We start from the raw sequence: 18,534 nt of genomic DNA on the forward strand, positions 1-18,534 counted from the left end.
CTTGTCAGGCGTTGCGGCGCGTCAATAGCAGCAGGCCGCCCATGAGCGTGAACAGGCCGCCGCAGACCCGGTTGACCCAGCGCACCGCGGTGCTGGAGCGCAGCACGGGCACCAGCCGCGACACGCCCAGTGCGCACAGCGTGAGCACGGTGAGCTCGAACGCCATGAAGGTCAGAGCGAGCACGGCAAACTGGGGCAGCACGGGCGCCGACGGATTCAGGAACTGCGGGAAGAAGGCCGCGAAGAACAGCACGGCCTTGGGGTTGCTGGCGCCCACCAGAAAGCCCTGCAGGTAGAAAGAGCGCGTGCGCTGGCGTTGCGGCCCGCCCGTGAATTCAATGGCCAGCGACTCGCTGCGAAAGGTCTTGATGCCCAGCCAGATCAGGTAGGCCGCGCCGGCCACCTTGGCCACGGTGAACGCGGTTTCAGACGCCGCCAGCAGCGCACCCAGGCCCATGGCCGACAGCGCCATCACGCACAGGATGGCGGTGACCGCACCCGCCACCGAGGTCATGGCGCGGCGCGGGCCATGGTTGAGCGCGTTGGTCACGCACATGAGCATGGTGGGGCCAGGGGTGAGGATCAGCAGCGCAACGGCCGCGACGTACAGCAGGTAGGTGGACAGGGTCATGGGGATCGTTCAAGCATGCTGCGTGCCACAAGGCAAAAAAATGGGAGGTCCGCAAACCTCCCACTCTGGAGCACGGGCCGTGTCAGCCCATCTTGCAACCGGCGCCGGAGTCGGCCAGGGCCTTGGCGGCCACGCCGATCACCTTGTTTTCCTTGTTTTCAACCACGCGCAGGTACATGTCCTGGATCGGGTTGTGGGACTTGCTCATCTTCCACTTGCCACGCGGGCTGTCGATGACCGCGCCTTCCATGGCGGCGTACAGCGCCTTCTTGTTGTTGAAGTCGCCCTTGACCGCGGCGGCGCCCATGGTGAGCAGCAGGCCCGTGTCGTAACCCTGCACGGCGTACACGTCGGGCTGGCTGCGGAAGGTGGTGGCGTAGGCCAGGCGGAACGCCTTGTTGCGCGGCGTGTCCAGCGAGTCGCTGTAGTGCATGGTGGTGATGATGCCGTCGGCGGCCGGGCCGGCGGCGTCGAGCACGCCTTCGGTCAGGAAGCCCGAGCCATACAGCGGGATCTTGCCCTTGAGGCCGGCCGCGGCGTAGTCGCGGATGAACTTGGCGGCACCGCCGCCGGCAAAGAAGCAGGCCACGGCATCGGGCTTGATGGACGCGATTTCGGTGAGCAGGGCCTGGAATTCCACGCTGGGGAAGGGCACGGCCAGTTCCTTGACGATGGTGCCGCCGGCCTTGGTGTAGCTTTCCTTGAAGCCGGCAAAGGCTTCGGCGCCGGCCGAGTAGTTCCAGGTGATCCACACGGCCTTCTTGTGGCCACGGTCGACCATGGCCTTGCCCAGGGCCAGCGTGGGCTGCGAATTGGTGAAGCTGGTGCGGAACACGTTGGGGGCGCACAGCGCGCCGGTGGCGGCCAGAACGCCGGCGTTGGGGATCAGGCTGAGCACGCCGGAGTCGCGCGCCACCTTCTGGATGCCCATCTGCACGCCCGAGTGCACGGTGCCGATGAGCACATCCACCTTGTCGCGCTGTACCAGCTTGTTGGCGTTTTCAACGCCCTTGGACGGCTCGGACTCGTCGTCCACCTTGAACCACTCGATCTCGCGGCCGCCGAGCTTGCCACCCTTTTCGTCGATGGCCATGCGGACACCGTTTTCAATGGCCACGCCCAGCTGGGCGTAGGTGCCGGTGTAGGGCAGCATGAAGCCCACGCGGACCTTGCCGCTCTGGGCGCGGGCGATCTGGGGCAGCAACAGGCCCGTGGAGGCCGCGCCCACAATGGCGGCGCTGCGGGTCAGGACAAGACGGCGAGTGGTCATGGATAGCTCCTTTTTGTTTAGGCTTAAAGTAATTTAACCCATGTTGCCGGAACTGCGCAACATGAATTACCCGAACGCCGGCTCATTGCTGACCGGCACGCAGCTTGAAGCGCTGGATCTTGCCCGTGGCCGTCTTGGGCAGCTCGGCCACGAATTCGATCCAGCGCGGGTATTTGTAGGGCGCGAGCTGGCTCTTCACATGGGCCTTGAGCTCGTCGGCCGTGGCGCTCTGCCCGGGCTTGAGCACCACGCAGGCCTTGGGCTTGATCAGGTCGTCGCTGTCGGCCAGGCCGATCACGGCCACCTCGAGCACGGCCGGATGCGTCATCAGCGAGGCCTCGACCTCGAACGGGCTCACGTAGATGCCACCCACCTTGAGCATGTCGTCGCTGCGCCCGCCGTAGGTGTAGTAGCCGTCGGCGTCGCGGGTGTACTTGTCGCCGCTGCGCGTCCACTCGCCGCAGAAGGTGGCCTTGGTCTTGGCCCGGTTGTTCCAGTACATCAGGGCGGCGCTGGGGCCGTTGATCTGCAGCTCGCCGATGTCGCCGGGGCCACACTCCTGGCCGTCATCGCCGACGATGCGCAGCGCATAGCCGGGCACGGCCTGGCCGGTGGTGCCGTAGCGCACCGCGCCGGGGCGGTTGCTCAGGAAGATGTGCAGCATCTCGGTGGAGCCAATGCCGTCGAGGATCTCGCAGCCGTAGTCGGCCGTCCATTTGCGGCCGATCTCGGCGGGCAGGGCCTCGCCGGCGCTGGTGCACACGCGCAGCCGCAGTTCAGCGCGCGCCGGGCGGGCCGGGTCGGCCAGCAGGGCCGCGTACAGCGTGGGTACGCCGTAGAAGATGGTGGGCTGGTATTTTCTGAGCACGCCAAACACATCGGCCGGCGTGGGACGCGAGGGCAGCAGCACCGCGGTGGCGCCCACGCTCATCGGGAAGGTCAAGCCATTGCCCAGCCCGTAGGCAAAGAACAGCTTGGCGGCTGAATAGACCACATCGTCCTCGCGGATGCCCAGGATGGGTCGCGCGTACAGCTCGGCGGTCTGGATCAGGTGGCTGTGCAGGTGCACCGTGCCCTTGGGCGTGCCGGTGGAGCCGCTGGAATACAGCCAGAAGCAGGGGTCGTCGGCGCAGGTGTCCGCCACTTGCGCGTCGGGCTTGCCGCTGGCCAGCAGGACGCTGACCGAGTCCGCGCCGTCGTCGCCGGCCACGAACACGCTCTTGAGGGTGGGGATGGCGGGGACCAGCGGCGCGAACGTCGGCAACAGGGCCTTGGACACAAACAGCGCCTGCGCACGCGAGTCGCGCAACATGAAATCAAAATCTTTGGCGGTCAGCAGGGTGTTGGCGGCCACCGGCACCACGCCGGCCAGGATGCAGCCCAGAAACACCACGGGCCACTCGGGCGTGTCCAGCATCGCCATCATCACGCGCGTCTCGGGCGCCATACCGCGGGCCCGCAGGGCATTGGCAAACTGGTGGGCCTGGGTGGTCAAGGCGCCGTAGGACAGTTCCGCCCCGCTGCTCGCGTCCACAAAGGCGGTCTTGGCGAGGCGGCCGGCGTTGCGGGCCAGCAGGTCGTGGGCGGCGTTGTACTGGCGCGGAATGTCCACCCGCGGCGGGCTGGTGGAATGGTCGGCGCTGCTGAGGTTCATCGTGTCTCCGTTTGCTATTGTTTTGGTAGCGGCAGGTGGCCGCGCTGTCTGGACTCTGGGCCGTTTTGGCTCAGGCCGCGGGGGCCAGGGCCAGCGCCAGCCACTCGCGGCACCAGGCCGTGCCCAGTTCCTCGGGCATCGTGCCCGCACTGGCGTTGTGGCACCACACGTCGCCGATGCGCTGGGCGCCCAGGCCCTGCAGCCGCTCGTCAAATTTCTTGCCGCCAAAGCAGAAGGTCTGCTGGTAGGTGCTGTCGCCCAGTGCAATCACGCCGTAGCGCACGTGGCCCAGGTATTTGGGGGCGGTGTCGAGCGAGTCATACAGGTGGCGCGCGTTGTCGGGCACGTCGCCGGAACCATAGGTGGAGGAGCAGATGAGATAAAGTGCATCTTCATCGAACGCGCTGATGTCCAGGCCATCCATGAGCTGCACTTCAATATCGTCCACCAGATCGGCGCAGTCCATCTGGATGGCCTGCGCCACATAGTCAGCGGTACTGGTCATGGTTCCAACGAGGATTTTGAGCTTCATGGGGCGGGTCTCCAGCAAAGATGCAATAAACTGCTTGACACTTGATTGACAGGAAGTATACTGCAATCTTGATTTAACGCAAATGTTTTCTATAAAAACGAGGTTCTCATGCAGGTCATGACCGACAACGAAGCCAAGGCCACGCTCGCCGAGCTGGGTGCCCGGGTGCGTGCCTGGCGCGCGCGGCGCGGCATGACGCGCAAGGCCCTGGCCACCGACTCCGGCCTGAGCGAGCGCTTTCTGGCCGATGTGGAAAGCGGCAAGGGCAATGTGTCGATCAACTCGCTGGAGCTGGCGGCCCGCGCGCTGAACATCTCCATTCTGGAACTGCTGCAGGACGCGCCACGCCCCGCGCTGGCGCGCGTGCAGGGCCTGCTGGCCCGGCTTGACGACGGCCAGCTGGACACCGCCTACAGCCTGCTGGGCAGCAGCTTTGGCCTGAGCGACGCGCTGGGCCGCGAAAAGCGCGTGGCGCTGATCGGCCTGCGCGGCGCGGGCAAGACCACGCTGGGCGAGCAACTGGCCGCGCAGCGCGGCGTGCCCTTTGTGGAACTGGACCGGCAGATCGAGCGCGAGGCCGGCACCAGCATGAACGAGATCCTGCTGCTGCACGGGCAGGCCGGCTACCGCCGCTACGAGCGCCGCGCGCTGCTGCGCATTGCCGAGGACCACCCCGACGGCGTGGTCATGACCACCGGCGGCAGCATCGTGAGCGAGCGCGAGACCTTCGACCTGCTGCAAAGCCACTTCTGGTGCGTCTGGCTCAAGGCCAGCCCCGAGGAGCACATGAGCCGCGTGGTGGCCCAGGGCGACATGCGCCCGTTTGACGCCGGCGACAACGCCAAGGGCGGCGCCACCCGCGAGGCGCTGGACGACATCCGCCGCATCCTGGCCAGCCGTGAAGCGCTGTATGCACGCGCCGACGCGGTGGTCGACACCGCCGCCCGCACCGTCAAGCAATCACTCAAGGACCTGGAACGCGCTGTTCCGTCCACCCATTCCCCCAAGGAGACTTCCCGATGAATGCCATGACCGAACCGCTGCTGTTTACCCAGGGCGACCGCGAGCTGGTGCGCTTTGAAACGCACCCCAGCAAATACCAGCACTGGACCCTGAGCGTGCAGGGGGACGTGGCCCGTCTCAAGCTCGACATCAATGAAGACGGCGGCATCAAGCCCGGCTACAAGCTCAAGCTCAACAGCTACGACCTGGGCGTGGACATCGAGCTGCACGACGCGCTCAACCGCATCCGCTTCGAGCACCCGGCCGTCAAGGTGGTGGTGTTCGAGTCGGCCAAGGAAAAGATCTGGTGCTCGGGTGCCAACATCTACATGCTGGGCGTGTCCACCCATGGCTGGAAGGTGAACTTCTGCAAGTTCACCAACGAGACCCGCAACGGTCTCGAAGACTCCTCGCGCCATGACGGCCTCAAGTCCATCGCGGCCGTGACCGGTGCCTGCGCCGGCGGCGGCTACGAACTGGCACTGGCCTGCGACCGCATCGCGATGGTGGACGACCGCTCCAGCACCGTGAGCCTGCCTGAAGTGCCCTTGCTGGGCGTGCTGCCCGGCACCGGCGGCCTGACCCGCGTGACCGACAAGCGCAAGGTGCGCCGCGACCTGGCCGACATCTTCTGCACCACCAGCGAAGGCGTGCGGGCCGACCGCGCCCGTGACTGGAAGCTGATCGACAGCCATGCCAAGCCACAGCAGTTCGACGCCCTGATTGCTACAGAAATTGAAGCACTGCGTGCCCAGTCCACAAGGACTTCCGCCTCAAAAGGCATTGAACTCACGCCCTTGAATCCGGTGATTGACGACCTGGGCTACCACTACACCACGGTGGACGCGCAGGTGGACCGCGCCGCGCGCATTGCCACCATCACGGTCAAGGCGCCGGCGGCGGCCGTGGAATCCACGCCCGCCGCCATCGAGGCCGCTGGCGCGAACTGGTGGCCTTTGAGGATGCAGCGCGAGCTGGACGACCTGATCCTGAACCTGCGCACCAATGAGCTTGAAGTGGGCACCTGGGTCTTCAAGACCCGCGGCGACGCCAACCGCGTGATGCAGGCCGATGCCGTGCTCCAGGCGCAAAAGGACCACTGGCTGGTGCGCGAAACCACGGGCGCGCTGCGCCGCACGCTGGCGCGCATCGACGTGACCAGCCGCTCGCTGATTGCGCTGGTGGACCAGGGCTCGTGCTTTGTCGGCACGCTGTACGAACTGGCCGCCGCCAGCGACCGCATCTACATGCTGGACCTGCCCGATTCGCCCGACGCCGCGCCCGCGCTGCAGCTCAATGCCGGCAACTTTGGCCGCTACCCCATGGTCAATGGCCTGACGCGCCTGGCCACCCGTTTCAATGAAGACGACCAGACCCTGGCCCAGCTGCAGGGCCTGCAGGACAGCCCGCTGCGCGCCGACCAGGCGCTGGGCTTGGGCCTGGTGACGCTCACACCCGACGACATCGACTGGGACGACGAGATCCGCATCATGCTGGAAGAGCGCGCCAGCCTCTCGCCCGACGCCATGACCGGCATGGAAGCCTCGTTGCGCTTCCCGGGCAAGGAGACCATGGAGACGCGCGTGTTCGGCCGCCTGAGTGCCTGGCAGAACTGGATCTTCATCCGCCCCAATGCGGTGGGCGAAGACGGCGCGCTCAAGCTTTTTGGCACGGGCAAGAAGGCGAAATTTGACTGGAAGCGCATCTGACAACCCCACCGTCCTGGGCCACCCGCTCCGTTCGGGCTGAGCCTGTCGAAGCCTTCGACAAGCTCAGGCTGAACGGGCACAAGACCCCGGCGAACGGGCACAAAGCCCAGGCTGAACAACGGGCACAGGAATCAGCCCGGAACGGCACAAAGATCAGCCCGAAAGGGCATTAAGGAAACTCCCATGAGCACCATTGACCTGCAAGCCCTGATCCCCAACAACGTCAACCTCGGCGAGAACCGCCAGCTCCAGCGCGCGCTGGAGCACTGGCAGCCGGCCTTTTTGAACTGGTGGGATGAAATGGGGCCGAGCGACTTCAAGGCCAAGGAGGTCTACCTGCGCACCGCCGTGGGCGTGGACGCCCAGGGCTGGGCCAGCTACGGCTACACGCCCATGCCCGACTACCGCTGGGGCATCTTCATGGCCGACAAGGAAGAGGGCCGCAAGATCGGCTTTGGCGACCACATGGGTGAAGAGGTCTGGCAAGACGTGCCCGGCGAATACCGCAGCACCTTCCGCCGCCTGATCGTGACGCAGGGCGACACCGAGCCGGCGTCCGTGGAGCAGCAACGCCTGCTGGGCCACACCGCGCCCAGCCTGTACGACCTGCGCAACCTGTTCCAGGTCAATGTGGAAGAGGGCCGCCACCTGTGGGCCATGGTCTACCTGCTGCACGCGCACTTTGGCCGCGACGGACGCGAGGAAGCCGAGGAACTGCTGATGCGCCACAGCGGCGATGCCGACAAGCCGCGCATCCTGGGCACCTTCAACGAGCCCATGGACAACTGGCTGAGCTTCTTCATGTTCACCTACTTCACCGACCGCGACGGCAAGTTCCAGCTCAAGAGCTTTGCCGAGAGCGCCTTCGACCCGCTGGCGCGCACCACGCGCTTCATGCTCACCGAGGAGGCCCACCACATGTTCGTGGGCGAAACCGGCGTGGGCCGCGTCATCAAGCGGACGCTGGAAGTGATGAAGGAACTGGACACCGACGACGTGGCCACGCTGCGCAAGGCCGGCGTGATCGACCTGCCCACCATCCAGAAGTTCATGAACTTCTGGTTCACCAGCTCGCTGGACCTGTTCGGTTCCGAGGCCTCGAGCAACGCCGCCAACTACTTCAGCAACGGCATCAAGGGCCGGCCGGATGAAGCCAAGTTTGCCGACCACGTGGAGCTGGAGACTGAAATGAGCATCGTGGTGCCCGACGGCAAGGGCGGCATGAAGAACGAAACCGTGTCCACCCGCAACGGCATGAACGAGATCACGCGCCTGGAGTACGTGAAGGACTGCAACGTGGGCGTGACCCGCTGGAACATGGCGATCAAGCGCGCGGGCGTGGACTTTGAACTCAAGCTGCCGTCCACGCGCTTTCGCCGCGCGGTGGGCGTGTGGGCCGGCGTGCCGACCGACCCGCTGGGCAACCCCATCACGCAGGCCGAGTTCGATGCGAAGAAAAACGACTGGCTGCCCACCGAGGCCGACATCGCTTTCGTCAAGAGCCTGATGAACCGCGTGACCGAGCCCGGCAAGATGGCCGCCTGGATCGCACCGCCCGACCGCGGCATCAACGCCAACCCGGTCGAGTACGAGTACGTGAAACTCTGATCAGCTGACCACTGCGCCGCGCTCCTGCAACAGCTCCCTGAGCAGCGAGCGGTGGCAGCGGGCTTCGTTCTCGCAGTAGCAGCCCACGGCGAAGTGGCTGGCGTGCGACAGCGCGGCCAGCAGGTCCAGGCTGCGGCTGGCGTCGGGCTCGGCCATTTCGCTGCGGTACTTTTTCCTGAACGCGGCCCAGTCCCGGTCCGTGCCGCTGGCCTGGGCGGCCTGGCCCAGCTGCATGGTGTCGGCGCTGGGCGCGAGGTTGGGGTACCACACGTCGTACCAGTCCTGTCGCGCGAATTCTGTTTTGGGCACACCACGCGGTGGCCGCCGCACGGTGCCGATGCGCAGGCCTTCGCCCGGCGCCCGCGGCGTTCCAAGCCGCACGATCCGGATGCTCATGGGGGACTCCTTCTCTCGAGTACAAGCACGTCCATGCCCAGGCTGGCCGACGGAAAGCGCACGCGGAACAGGCGCCGGCCCTGGTGCAGCACAAAGAAAATGTCATCGGCGTCGTCGCAGCCCTCGCCGCGCAGTCGCGCGCGCCGGTAGCGCCCGGCCGACAGGCCGGCGATCAGGCGCGTGGCCGCGTCAAACTCCCCGGCCAGGCCGACCAGCTGCTTGGGGTCGGTGCCCGCAGGCCAGTGGGCCGGACTCAGCTGCCAGGCCCGCAGGTCGTCCACCTGCTGCTGGATGTCGCGAGCCGTGACCGTGCCGTCATACACCAGCGGGCAGGCCTGCCCGGCCTGTTCGAGCCGGGTCTGCGCGCCCTGGCGCGCCACGCGCAGCACCTGGCTAGGGCGCTGCTGGCTGGCCTGGGCGGTGATCCAGTCGCCGTCCCAGGCCGCGTTCAGGGCCTGCGCGTTGCCCGGGGCCGGGGAGAGCAGGGCGGCCAGTGCCAGCACCAGCACAGCGAGACCGGTGCCGCGCGCGTTCATGTCCCCACCTCGCCGCCATCACGGCGGCGCACCACCACGGTGGCCGGGCGCGGGGGCGAATGGCCGCCATCGGGCCAGTGGCCGGCGCTGCCCCCCTCGTCGCGGGTTTCGCCCGGGTGCTGGATGTTCACGAACAGCGCGCGGCGGTCGGGCGTGACCACGCAGCCCGTCACCTCGCAACCCCGCGGCCCGGTGAGGAAGCGCTTGATCCGGCCCGTGGCCAGGTCGGCGCAGAGCATCTGGTTGTTACCCAGCGCGGCCATGTCGCCGTGGTGCATGGCGGGCCCCGACACATCGGTCTGGATCCACAGCAGCCCGCCGCTGTCAAAGTGCAGGCCGTCCGGTGAGCCAAACGGGTCGGCCTGCGGGCCCGGGTAGCGCGTGCCGGCACCCGGCACGGCCGGGTCGCCCGCGAGCGCGAAGATGTCCCAGTCAAAGCGCCTGGCCGCGGCGTCGCCGCCGGCCTCGCGCCAGCGCAGGATGTGGCCGAACTGATTGCGCGCGCGCGGGTTGGCTGCATCCACCGGCGGCTTGCCGGGTTGGCCGCGCTGGCTGTTGTTGGTCAGGGTCACATAGACCTCGCCGCTGTGCGGGTGCACGGCAATCCATTCGGGCCGGTCCATGGGGGTGGCGCCCACGGCATCGGCCGCGCTGCGCGCGTCGATCAGCACGTCGGCCTGGGAGGCAAAGCCGGCTGCCGGTTCCAAGCCGGGCCGGCCGGCCGACAGTTCCCGCCATTCGCCGCGGCCCGCGTCGTCGAAGCGGGCCACATACAGCGTGCCGTGGTCCAGCAGCTCGCGGTTGGCGGCGTAGCCACCGGGCTGCACCCGGTCGCGGCTCACGAACTTGTAGATGTATTCAAAGCGCGCATCGTCGCCCATGTAGACCGCCACGCGGCCGTCGCGCGTGCGGGTGCAGGTGGCGCTCTCCTGTGCCTTGCGGCCCAGCGCGGTGCGCTTGACGGGCGTGGCCGTCGGGTCCATCGGGTCGATCTCGACCACCCAGCCAAAGCGGTGTGCCTCGTGCGGGTGCTGCGTCACGTCAAAGCGCGCGTCGTGCCGCCACCAGTCGATCCACTGGCCGCCTGGCGACACGCCGTAGCGGCGCAGCGAGCGCGGGTGATCGGCCCCGGGCCGGCCCGGGCCGCCAAAGTAGCCGTGGAAGTTTTCCTCGCAGGTCAGGTAGGTGCCCCAGGGCGTGACGCCCATGGCGCAGTTGGCAAAGGTGCCCAGCACCTCGTCACCCGCGGGGTTGGCGGCGGTGCGCATCGCGGGGGCGCCGGCCGCCGGGCCGCTGATGCGGATCGGGGTGTTGCCATGGATGCGCCGCGCGTAGCGCGAGGGCCGCACCTGCTGCCAGCCCGCGCGGCCCAGCGCCACCTCGATCACCGACACGCCCATGGCGTGCTGCGACTTGCGCGTGGTCTCCAGCGAACGCGCCACGCCCGCGGGGTGCAGCAAGGCCTCGTCGGTGTACTCGTGGTTCAGCACCAGCAGGCCGCGCCGGCCGTCGGTGCCCAGGGGGAAGAAGTGCATGCCATCGTGGTGCATGCCGGCCTGCAGGGCCTGGTCGGCCGCGCTGCCGGACGCATCGGCGCGCCAGGGCGGCATGGCACCCGCCAGGCCCGTGGGCTCGCCCCAGCGGTACAGCAGGCTGGCTTCGTACTCCGGCGGCACCTGCAACGTGTCGGCGGCCGAGGGCGGCACGGCGGTGAAGCCCAGAGGCGGCCTGCCGCTGGCGGCCGCGGGCAGGGCGCAGCCGCTGGCCAGCAGCGCCACCACAGCGGCGGCGCCCGATTGAAGGACAAAACGACGATCCGGGCAGTGGAGCAGGTCGGGCGAGGTCATGCGAACAGATAGAATGCTGGATTCGGAGCGTAGCGCAGTCTGGTAGCGCATCTGGTTTGGGACCAGAGGGTCGTAGGTTCGAATCCTATCGCTCCGACCATTCATAATGAAAAGGCCCGCATCAGCGGGCCTTTTGTCCATTGGTCCATCTACCTGCCCGTAGCTCAGTTGGATAGAGCAACAGCCTTCTAAGCTGTGGGTCGGGGGTTCGATCCCCTCCGGGCAGGCCAGTTCTTGCTCAGCGCTTCTGGTACTGCGCCTTGCCAAACAGGGTCTCGCGGGCCTTGTCGTCGGTCAGGGGCTTGCGCAGGTCGGCCAGCACTTTCACGCCGCGCTGCACGGCCGGGCGCTCGGCGATCTGGTGGAACCATTTTTCGAGGTGCGGGTAGTCCGACAGCACGATGCCCTGGTTCTGCCAGCTGCGCAGCCACGGGAAGGTGGCGATGTCAGCGACCGAATAGCGCTTGCCGGCCAGGAATTTGTGGCGCGACAGCTGCTTGTCGATCACGCCATACAGGCGCTTGGCCTCGTTGCTGTAGCGGTCAATGGCGTAGGGGATCTTCTCGGGCGCGTACAGCCTGAAGTGGTGGGCCTGGCCCAGCATGGGGCCGACGCCGCCCATCTGGAACATCAGCCATTGCAGCACTTCATAGCGGTTGCGGTCGCCTTCGGGCAGGTACTTGCCGGTTTTGGCAGCCAGGTACAGCAGGATGGCGCCCGACTCGAATAATGAAATGGGCTTACCGTCGGGGCCTTGCGGGTCCACCATCGCGGGAATCTTGTTGTTGGGGCTGATGGCCAGGAATTCGGGCTTGAACTGGTCGCCGGTGGCAATATTGACCGGAATGGCGCGCCAGGGCAGGCCGCATTCCTCCAGCATGATGTGAACTTTGTGGCCGTTCGGCGTGGCCCATGAGTAAACGTCAATCATCGGTCACCCCTTTTTCACGTTTGATTGAATAATGCGACTTTAGGGGAAACCACCGCTTCATGTTTGACCGCATCAAAAAGGCATTTTCCAAGGACGCCAAGGACACGTTCTCGCCCAGCTCGCAGCTGGCGGGCAACCAGGTGTCCGAGTGGGCGGGCACGCAGGGCTTTGGCTACAGCGAGCAGGGCTCGGGCAAGGGCTTTTCCCTGGAAGGCAAGGTCGGCAACAAGCCCTGGCGCATGGAGGTGGGCCGGCCCACGCGCAACTTCATCCGTGGCGAGGAACTGCGCGCCCGCGCCGTGCTGGGCATCAATGAAGACGCCGCGGTGCTGGTCATGAACCGCCCCCTGAAGGAGGCGCTGGAGAAAAAGGCCTACTCGATCTACACCGACAGCCTGCAGACCACGGCCGACCCCAATCTGCCCGAGGAAATGCGCTGGCTCGCCATGTACGAGGAGGTGGGCTGGGACAGCCTGCCGCGGCCGTTCTGGGAGCGCTACTCGATCCTGGCCGATGTGCGCGAGAACGCGCTGGCTTTCGTGGACCCGGGCCTGGCGGACCTCATGATGAACTGGCCGGTACCCGGCCCGGCGGCCGAGGTGCCCTTCATGCTCATGCTGCTGCGTGGCAAGGCCTACCTGCGCATGGAATACACGCCATCGGACATGCCCACGCTGCAGCATGCCGCGACCATCTTCACCAGCGCCTGCGAATCCGCCCTGGGCGGGCTGAGCACCGACATTTCGCTCTGATTCAAACAAAAAAGGCCTGGAGTCCAGGCCTGGCGGCCACAGTCTGCTAGCAAAAGCGTAGCAAACTGGAGCCGCCCGGGGGCTCAGCTGCCGCGCGTGATGGGCACGTCGGCGTCCTTGCCGTAGGCGCCGTACTTGCCCAGCTCCCACTTGGCAATCGCGTTGCGGTGCACTTCGTCCGGGCCGTCGGCAAAGCGCAGGGTGCGCGCGCTGGCGTAGGCATGGGCCAGCGGGAAGTCGTCGCACATGCCGCCGCCGCCATGCACCTGCATGGCCCAGTCGATCACCTGGCAGGCCATGGTGGGCGCCACCACCTTGATCATGGCGATTTCGGTGCGGGCTACCTTGTTGCCGGCCAGGTCCATGATCCAGGCGGCCTTGAGCGTGAGCAGGCGCGCCATGTCGATCTTGCAGCGTGCCTCGGCAATGCGTTCCTGCGTGACGGTCTGCGCAGCCACCGACTTGCCAAACGCAACGCGCGACGAGGCGCGGCGGCACATCAGTTCCAGCGCGCGTTCGGCCAGGCCGATCAGGCGCATGCAGTGGTGGATGCGTCCCGGGCCCAGGCGGCCTTGCGCGATCTCGAAGCCGCGGCCTTCGCCCAGCAGGATGTTGGAGACGGGCACGCGCACGTTTTCAAAGTACATCTCGACGTGGCCGTGCGGCGCGTCGTCGTAGCCCATGACGTTGAGCGGTCGCACCACGCGGATGCCCTTGGCATCGGCCGGCACCAGCACCATGCTCTGCTGCGAGTGCTTGGGCGCGTCGGGGTCGGTCTTGCCCATGGTGATGTAGACCGCGCAGCGCGGGTCGGCGGCGCCCGAGATCCACCACTTGTGGCCGTTGATCACGTATTCATCGCCCTGGCGCTCGATGCGGGTGCAGATGTTGGTGGCGTCGCTGGACGCCACTTCGGGCTCGGTCATGGCAAAGGCCGAGCGGATCTGGCCTTCAAGCAGGGGCTTGAGCCAGCGCGCCTTGTTGGCGTCATCGCCATAGCGCGCGATGGTTTCCATGTTGCCGGTGTCGGGCGCCGAGCAGTTGAAGACCTCGCTGGACCACATCACGCGGCCCATGATCTCGGCCAGTGGCGCGTATTCCTGGTTGGTCAGGCCGGCGCCGTCATAGCCCGAGGCGGCGGCGCTGTCCACCGGCAGGAACAGGTTCCACAGGCCCGCGGCGCGGGCCTTGGGCTTGAGGTTCTCGATGGTCTTCAGCGCGCTCCAGCGCTTGCCGGCCGCGGTGTTGGCCTCGAGTTCGTCCTTGTAGGCCTTCTCGTTGGGGTAGATGTGGTCGTCCATGAACTTCAGCAGCCGGGTCTGAAGGTCTTTGGTCTTGGCTGAGTACTCGAAATCCATAGGGTTCTCCGTTGGTGTCTTGGGGGCCGGGCGGTTCAGGCCTGGCGGGCGAATTTCCAGGCCATTTCGGCCATAGGGCGGGCACCGGCGCCCGAGGCCACGGCCTGGGCGCTGGAGGCCGTGCCGGCCTCCACGCGCTTGGCAATGCCCTGCAGGATGGCGGCGATGCGGAACATGTTGTAGGCCATGTAGAAGTTCCAGTCGGCCTTGAGCTCCTGCGGCGTGGCCAGGCCGGTGCGGTCGCAGTAGCGGCGGATGTAGTCGTCCTCGGTCGGGATGCCCAGGGCCGCGAGGTCGAGCCCGCCAATGCCGCGCGACATGGCGTGCGGGATGTGCCAGGCCATGCAGTGGTAGCTGAAGTCGGCCAGCGGGTGGCCCAGCGTGGAGAGTTCCCAGTCGAGCACGGCGATCACGCGCGGCTCTGTCGGATGGAACATCAGGTTGTCCAGCCGGTAGTCGCCGTGGACGATCGAGACCTTGCCCTCGTCGCGCGCGCCGGCCGGGATGTGGGCCGGCAGCCATTCGATGAGCTGGTCCATCTCGGCGATGGGCTGGGTGATGGACGCGACGTACTGCTTGCTCCAGCGGCCGATCTGGCGGTCAAAGTAGTTGCCGGGCTTGCCGTAGCTGGCCAGGCCGCGCTCGCTGAAATTGACGCTGTGCAGCGCCGCGATCACGCGGTTCATCTCGTCGTAAATGGCGCCTCGCTCGGTGGGCGTCATGCCGGGCAGGGCCTGGTCCCAGAGGACGCGGCCCTGCATGCACTCCATGACGTAGAAGGCGCGGCCGATCACGGATTCGTCCTCGCACAGGCAGTGCATGCGCGGCACGGGCACGCCGGTGCCCTGCAGGCCGCTCATGACCGCGAATTCACGCTCCACGGCATGGGCCGAGGGCAGCAGCTTGGCCACCGGGCCGGGCTTGGCGCGCATCACGTAGCTCTGCGAGGGGGTGATGAGCTTGTAGGTCGGGTTGGACTGGCCGCCCTTGAACATTTCCACGCTCAGCGGGCCGGCGAATCCGGGGAGGTTGGTTTCCAGCCAGGCGGACAGCGCCGCCGTGTCAAACGCGTGCTTGTCCGAGACCGGGCGGGTGCCGACGAAATGGTCGTAGTTGGCAGTGCTCATGGGGGCTTAGTTGTCGGCTTCAATGATGTGCATCAGCGCTTCGCGGTTGCGCACCACGAGGCCACCGGGCTCGATGCGAATCGCATCCTCGCGCTCCATGGCCTTGAGTTCCTGGTTCACGCGCTGGCGCGACGCGCCCAGCAGTTGCGCGAGTTCTTCCTGCGCCAGCTGCAGGCCGATGCGCACCTCGCGCCCGTCGGCCAGCGAGGGCACGCCGTAGCTGCGCACCAGGTGCAGCAGCTGCTTGGCCAGCCGCGCGCGCAGGGGCAGGGTGTTGAGGTCTTCCACCAGGCCGAACAGCTGCCGGATGCGCCGCGCGTGCAGGCGCAGCATGGCTTCGTAGAGCTCGGTGTGCTGCGAGAGGATCTTGCGCAGGTCGCCGCGCGACACGCACAGGATGGTCGAGTCGCCATGCGCATAGGCATCGTGGGTGCGCCGCTCGCCGTCGAAGATGGCCACATCGCCGAACCAGATGCCGGGCTCCACGTAGGTCAGCGTGACCTGCTTGCCCGAGATCGAGGTCGAGCTCACGCGCACCGCGCCCTGGGCGCAGGCGATCCAGTCCTCCGGCGGGTCGCCGCGTGCGGCGATCAGCTCGCCGTCCTTGTAGCGTTTGACGTAGGCGCATCGGAGGATGTCGTGACGCAGTGAGGGGGATAGTGAAGAAAACCAGCGACCGGAGTTGATCGCTGCTCGTTCTTCAATGGTAAGAATGGGGTCGTCCATGGGCTGTCTTTTGCGTGACTGATGACGCCCTCATTGTCGCGTGGGGGACCAGCGCCGCGCTACAGGGTTGTCACCTGCGGCACATGGCGACTCGCGCCGCGCCCATTGCGCGGCGGACCGTGGCTACTCGTAGCGCGGGGTCTGCTTGTTCAGGAAGGCCGCAATGCCGATGCCGCCGTTCACATGGTGCAGGTTGCGCACGAAGTGGTCGCGCTCCGACGCGAGCTGCCGGTTCAGCGAGGCCTGGCCGGCTTCATTGAGCAGTTCCTTGATGCTGGCCAGCGCGTTGGGGGCGCGGTCATTGAGGCTGCCGGCCAGCGCCAGCGCGTCGCTGAGCGCGCGGCCCGGCTCGCTCACGCGGTTCACGATGCCCAGCGCCTGCAGGCGCTGGCTGCTGATGCGCTCGCCGCACATCAGCAGTTCGGTGGCGAGCTGGCGCGGCAGGGCCTGCGCCAGGCTCCAGCTCGCGCCACCGTCGGGCGACAGCGCGATGTTGCTGTAGGCCATGACGAACACGGCATTGCCGGCCGCCACGATCAGGTCGCAGGCCAGCGCCAGCGAGAAGCCGGCGCCGGCGGCCGCGCCTTCCACGGCCGCGATCACGGGCTTGGGGAAGGTGCGCACCGATTCGATCCAGCCATGCAGGCCTTCAATGCTCTGCGCCTGCACCTGTGGTGGTTCCTGGCGGCGCGCCTGCAGGCCGTGCAGGTTGCCACCGGCGCTGAACAGGCTGCCTTCACCGGTGATGATGACGCTGCGCACATCGTCGCTGCTCTCGGCCACGTTGAGGGCTTCGATGCCCGCGGCATAGATGTCGGGGCCGAGCGCGTTGCGGTGCTCGGGGTTGCTCAGCGTGAGCACCATGGTCTGGCCATGGCTGGTGCTTTTGAGGGAGGCGGGCATGGCGGCGCTTTACTCTTCTTCGTGGAGCAGGCTCAGGCCGATGGCGCCGCGCCGGCGCAGCCAGGGGCTGGGGCGGTAGCGCGGGTCGCCATAGACGGTCTGCATGTTGAACAGCACCTCAAGCACATTGGTCGGCCCGTAGCGGTTGCCCATGGCCAACGGGCCCAGCGGGTAGCCCAGGCCCAGCGTCACGGCGGTCTCGAGGTCGCCCGGGCTGCAGATGCGCTGCTGGCAGATGTCGGACGCGATGTTGACGATGGTGGCCAGCACGCGCTGGGTCACAAAACCCCCGCTGTCTCGGATCACGCTCACGGCCTTGCCGTCGCGCGCGAACAGCGCGTGCGCGGCGTCGCGCATGTCGGCGCGCGTGGCCGGATTGGTGGCCAGCACGCGCCGCCGCGTGGCGGCGTCTTCCACCAGCAGGTCGATGCCCACGGTGCGCGCCGGGTCCAGCCGCTCGACCACGGCCACCGTGGTCACGTCAAAGCCCAGCGGCGCCACCAGGGTCAGTGCCTGGGGCGAGGGCGATTGGCCGGTCTCGACCTTCGCGCCCAGGTCCTTGAGCAACTGGTACAGGTCAGCGCGCCGCGTGGCGCGGGTGGAGACCCAGACCGGCGGCATCTCGGCCACCGTGGGCACCGCCGGCTCGGCGGGCACCTGGGCCACGCCGTCGGTGTAGCGGTAAAAGCCTTCGCCCACCTTCTTGCCGACCACGCCGCCGGCCAGCCGCTGCGCGGTGATCACGCTGGGCCGGTAGCGCGGTTCGTCGTAGTACTGCTGGTAGATGGATTCCATGACCGGGTGCGACACGTCCAGCGCCGTGAGGTCCATGAGCTCGAACGGGCCGAGCCGGAAGCCCGCCTGGTCCTTGAGGATGCGGTCGATGGTGGCGAAGTCGGCCACGCCTTCGCTGACGATGCGCAGCGCCTCGGTGCCGTAGCCGCGGCCCGCATGGTTGACGATGAAGCCCGGCGTGTCCTGGGCCAGCACCGGCGTGTGGCCCATCTGGCGCGCGCAGGCCGACAGTGCATCGCACACGGCGGGCAGCGTCTTGAGGCCGGCAATCACCTCGACCACTTTCATCAGTGGCACCGGATTGAAGAAATGGAAGCCGGCGAACTGCTGCGGACGCTTGAGCCCGGCCGCGATGGCCGTGACCGACAGCGACGAGGTGTTGGTGGCCAGCACCGCGGTGTCACCCACGATGGCCTCCAGCTCGGCGAACAGGCTTTTCTTGATGTCCAGCAGCTCGACAATGGCCTCGACCACCAGGCCGCAGCCGGCCAGCGCGCCCAGGGAGTCGGCGCCCTGCAGCCGGGCCTTGGCGGCTTCGACCTCGGGGGCGGTCATGCGGCCCTTTTCCTGGAGCTTGTCCCACTGCGAAAAAACGGCGGCCCGCGCCTTGCTGACGGCGTCGGCCTGGGTGTCAAAGAGCAGCACGGTGCTGCCGGACTGGGCGGCGATCTGGGCGATGCCGCGCCCCATGGCGCCAGCGCCCACGATGCCAATGGTCTGGAAGACGGTATTCATGCGGGCGATTATCACGTAGCGC

General features: G+C 67.2%; 17 protein-coding genes and 2 tRNA genes. 6 read left to right on the forward strand and 13 right to left on the reverse strand.

From position 1 onward, the window contains the following. Positions 1-4: 4 nt before the first annotated feature. The 4 genes from KF796_11900 to KF796_11915 all read right to left on the reverse strand — a co-directional run bounded on the left by KF796_11900 (position 5) and on the right by KF796_11915 (position 4,087). Entirely contained in the window at positions 5-631 is a 627-nt protein-coding gene (locus tag KF796_11900; protein ID MBX3587336.1) for a LysE family translocator, read from the reverse strand. An 82-nt stretch (positions 632-713) separates the two neighbouring features. After that, positions 714-1,901, reverse strand: coding sequence for an ABC transporter substrate-binding protein (locus tag KF796_11905; protein MBX3587337.1), 1,188 nt, complete (start codon positions 1,899-1,901; stop codon positions 714-716). A gap of 82 nt (positions 1,902-1,983) precedes the next feature. Then, positions 1,984-3,555, reverse strand: coding sequence for a benzoate-CoA ligase family protein (locus KF796_11910; protein MBX3587338.1), 1,572 nt, complete (start codon positions 3,553-3,555; stop codon positions 1,984-1,986). Between the two features lie 70 nt (positions 3,556-3,625). Beyond that, positions 3,626-4,087, reverse strand: coding sequence for a flavodoxin domain-containing protein (locus tag KF796_11915; protein MBX3587339.1), 462 nt, complete (start codon positions 4,085-4,087; stop codon positions 3,626-3,628). 108 nt (positions 4,088-4,195) lie between these two features. On the opposite strand from KF796_11915, the gene KF796_11920 reads away from it, so the two are divergent. The 3 genes from KF796_11920 to boxB all read left to right on the forward strand — a co-directional run bounded on the left by KF796_11920 (position 4,196) and on the right by boxB (position 8,406). Then, a complete protein-coding gene (locus KF796_11920) occupies positions 4,196-5,110 on the forward strand; it encodes a helix-turn-helix transcriptional regulator (protein ID MBX3587340.1) in 915 nt (304 codons plus the stop codon). After that, positions 5,107-6,798, forward strand: a complete 1,692-nt coding sequence (gene boxC / locus KF796_11925; protein ID MBX3587341.1) for a 2,3-epoxybenzoyl-CoA dihydrolase — start codon at positions 5,107-5,109, stop codon at positions 6,796-6,798. Before KF796_11920 ends, boxC begins: the two co-directional genes overlap by 4 nt. A gap of 183 nt (positions 6,799-6,981) precedes the next feature. Further along, positions 6,982-8,406: a benzoyl-CoA 2,3-epoxidase subunit BoxB gene (gene boxB, locus KF796_11930; GenBank protein MBX3587342.1), complete on the forward strand. Its 1,425-nt coding sequence runs from the start codon at positions 6,982-6,984 to the stop codon at positions 8,404-8,406. On the opposite strand, the gene KF796_11935 is transcribed toward boxB, so the two are convergent. From KF796_11935 to KF796_11945, 3 genes are read right to left on the reverse strand one after another with little or no spacing between them, the layout of a single operon-like run. After that, positions 8,407-8,802 carry a DUF488 family protein gene (locus KF796_11935; protein ID MBX3587343.1) on the reverse strand — a complete coding sequence of 132 codons (396 nt, stop codon included), beginning with the start codon at positions 8,800-8,802 and terminating at the stop codon, positions 8,407-8,409. Then, the gene (locus KF796_11940) at positions 8,799-9,338 is read right to left on the reverse strand and encodes a hypothetical protein (protein MBX3587344.1); all 540 of its coding nucleotides are present in this window, start codon (positions 9,336-9,338) and stop codon (positions 8,799-8,801) included. Before KF796_11940 ends, KF796_11935 begins: the two co-directional genes overlap by 4 nt. Then, on the reverse strand, positions 9,335-11,185 hold the full coding sequence (locus KF796_11945; protein MBX3587345.1) for a PhoX family phosphatase: 1,851 nt from the start codon (positions 11,183-11,185) through the stop codon (positions 9,335-9,337). Before KF796_11945 ends, KF796_11940 begins: the two co-directional genes overlap by 4 nt. 23 nt (positions 11,186-11,208) lie before the next feature. On the opposite strand from KF796_11945, the gene KF796_11950 reads away from it, so the two are divergent. Together KF796_11950 and KF796_11955 are read left to right on the forward strand one after the other, a co-directional pair. Then, positions 11,209-11,285 (forward strand) — tRNA-Pro (locus tag KF796_11950). A gap of 53 nt (positions 11,286-11,338) precedes the next feature. After that, positions 11,339-11,415 (forward strand) — tRNA-Arg (locus tag KF796_11955). A gap of 8 nt (positions 11,416-11,423) precedes the next feature. Here KF796_11955 and KF796_11960 read toward each other — a convergent pair. Continuing rightward, positions 11,424-12,116 carry a glutathione S-transferase N-terminal domain-containing protein gene (locus tag KF796_11960; protein ID MBX3587346.1) on the reverse strand — a complete coding sequence of 231 codons (693 nt, stop codon included), beginning with the start codon at positions 12,114-12,116 and terminating at the stop codon, positions 11,424-11,426. A gap of 59 nt (positions 12,117-12,175) precedes the next feature. Between KF796_11960 and KF796_11965 the strand changes: the two genes are divergently transcribed. Beyond that, positions 12,176-12,868: a hypothetical protein gene (locus KF796_11965; GenBank protein ID MBX3587347.1), complete on the forward strand. Its 693-nt coding sequence runs from the start codon at positions 12,176-12,178 to the stop codon at positions 12,866-12,868. Between the two features lie 83 nt (positions 12,869-12,951). On the opposite strand, the gene KF796_11970 is transcribed toward KF796_11965, so the two are convergent. The 5 genes from KF796_11970 to KF796_11990 all read right to left on the reverse strand — a co-directional run bounded on the left by KF796_11970 (position 12,952) and on the right by KF796_11990 (position 18,512). Further along, positions 12,952-14,226, reverse strand: a complete 1,275-nt coding sequence (locus tag KF796_11970; protein ID MBX3587348.1) for an acyl-CoA dehydrogenase family protein — start codon at positions 14,224-14,226, stop codon at positions 12,952-12,954. Between the two features lie 35 nt (positions 14,227-14,261). After that, entirely contained in the window at positions 14,262-15,353 is a 1,092-nt protein-coding gene (locus KF796_11975) for a phosphotransferase (GenBank protein MBX3587349.1), read from the reverse strand. 6 nt (positions 15,354-15,359) lie between these two features. Next, the gene (locus tag KF796_11980) at positions 15,360-16,079 is read right to left on the reverse strand and encodes a Crp/Fnr family transcriptional regulator (GenBank protein ID MBX3587350.1); all 720 of its coding nucleotides are present in this window, start codon (positions 16,077-16,079) and stop codon (positions 15,360-15,362) included. Positions 16,080-16,202: 123 nt separating this feature from the next. Continuing rightward, a complete protein-coding gene (locus KF796_11985; GenBank protein MBX3587351.1) occupies positions 16,203-16,982 on the reverse strand; it encodes an enoyl-CoA hydratase in 780 nt (259 codons plus the stop codon). A 9-nt stretch (positions 16,983-16,991) separates the two neighbouring features. Further along, positions 16,992-18,512 carry a 3-hydroxyacyl-CoA dehydrogenase gene (locus KF796_11990; GenBank protein ID MBX3587352.1) on the reverse strand — a complete coding sequence of 507 codons (1,521 nt, stop codon included), beginning with the start codon at positions 18,510-18,512 and terminating at the stop codon, positions 16,992-16,994. Between the last annotated feature and the right edge of the window lie 22 nt (positions 18,513-18,534).

Origin of the sequence: Ramlibacter sp. (assembly GCA_019635435.1) — a bacterium.
Lineage (GTDB): Bacteria > Pseudomonadota > Gammaproteobacteria > Burkholderiales > Burkholderiaceae_C > JAHBZM01.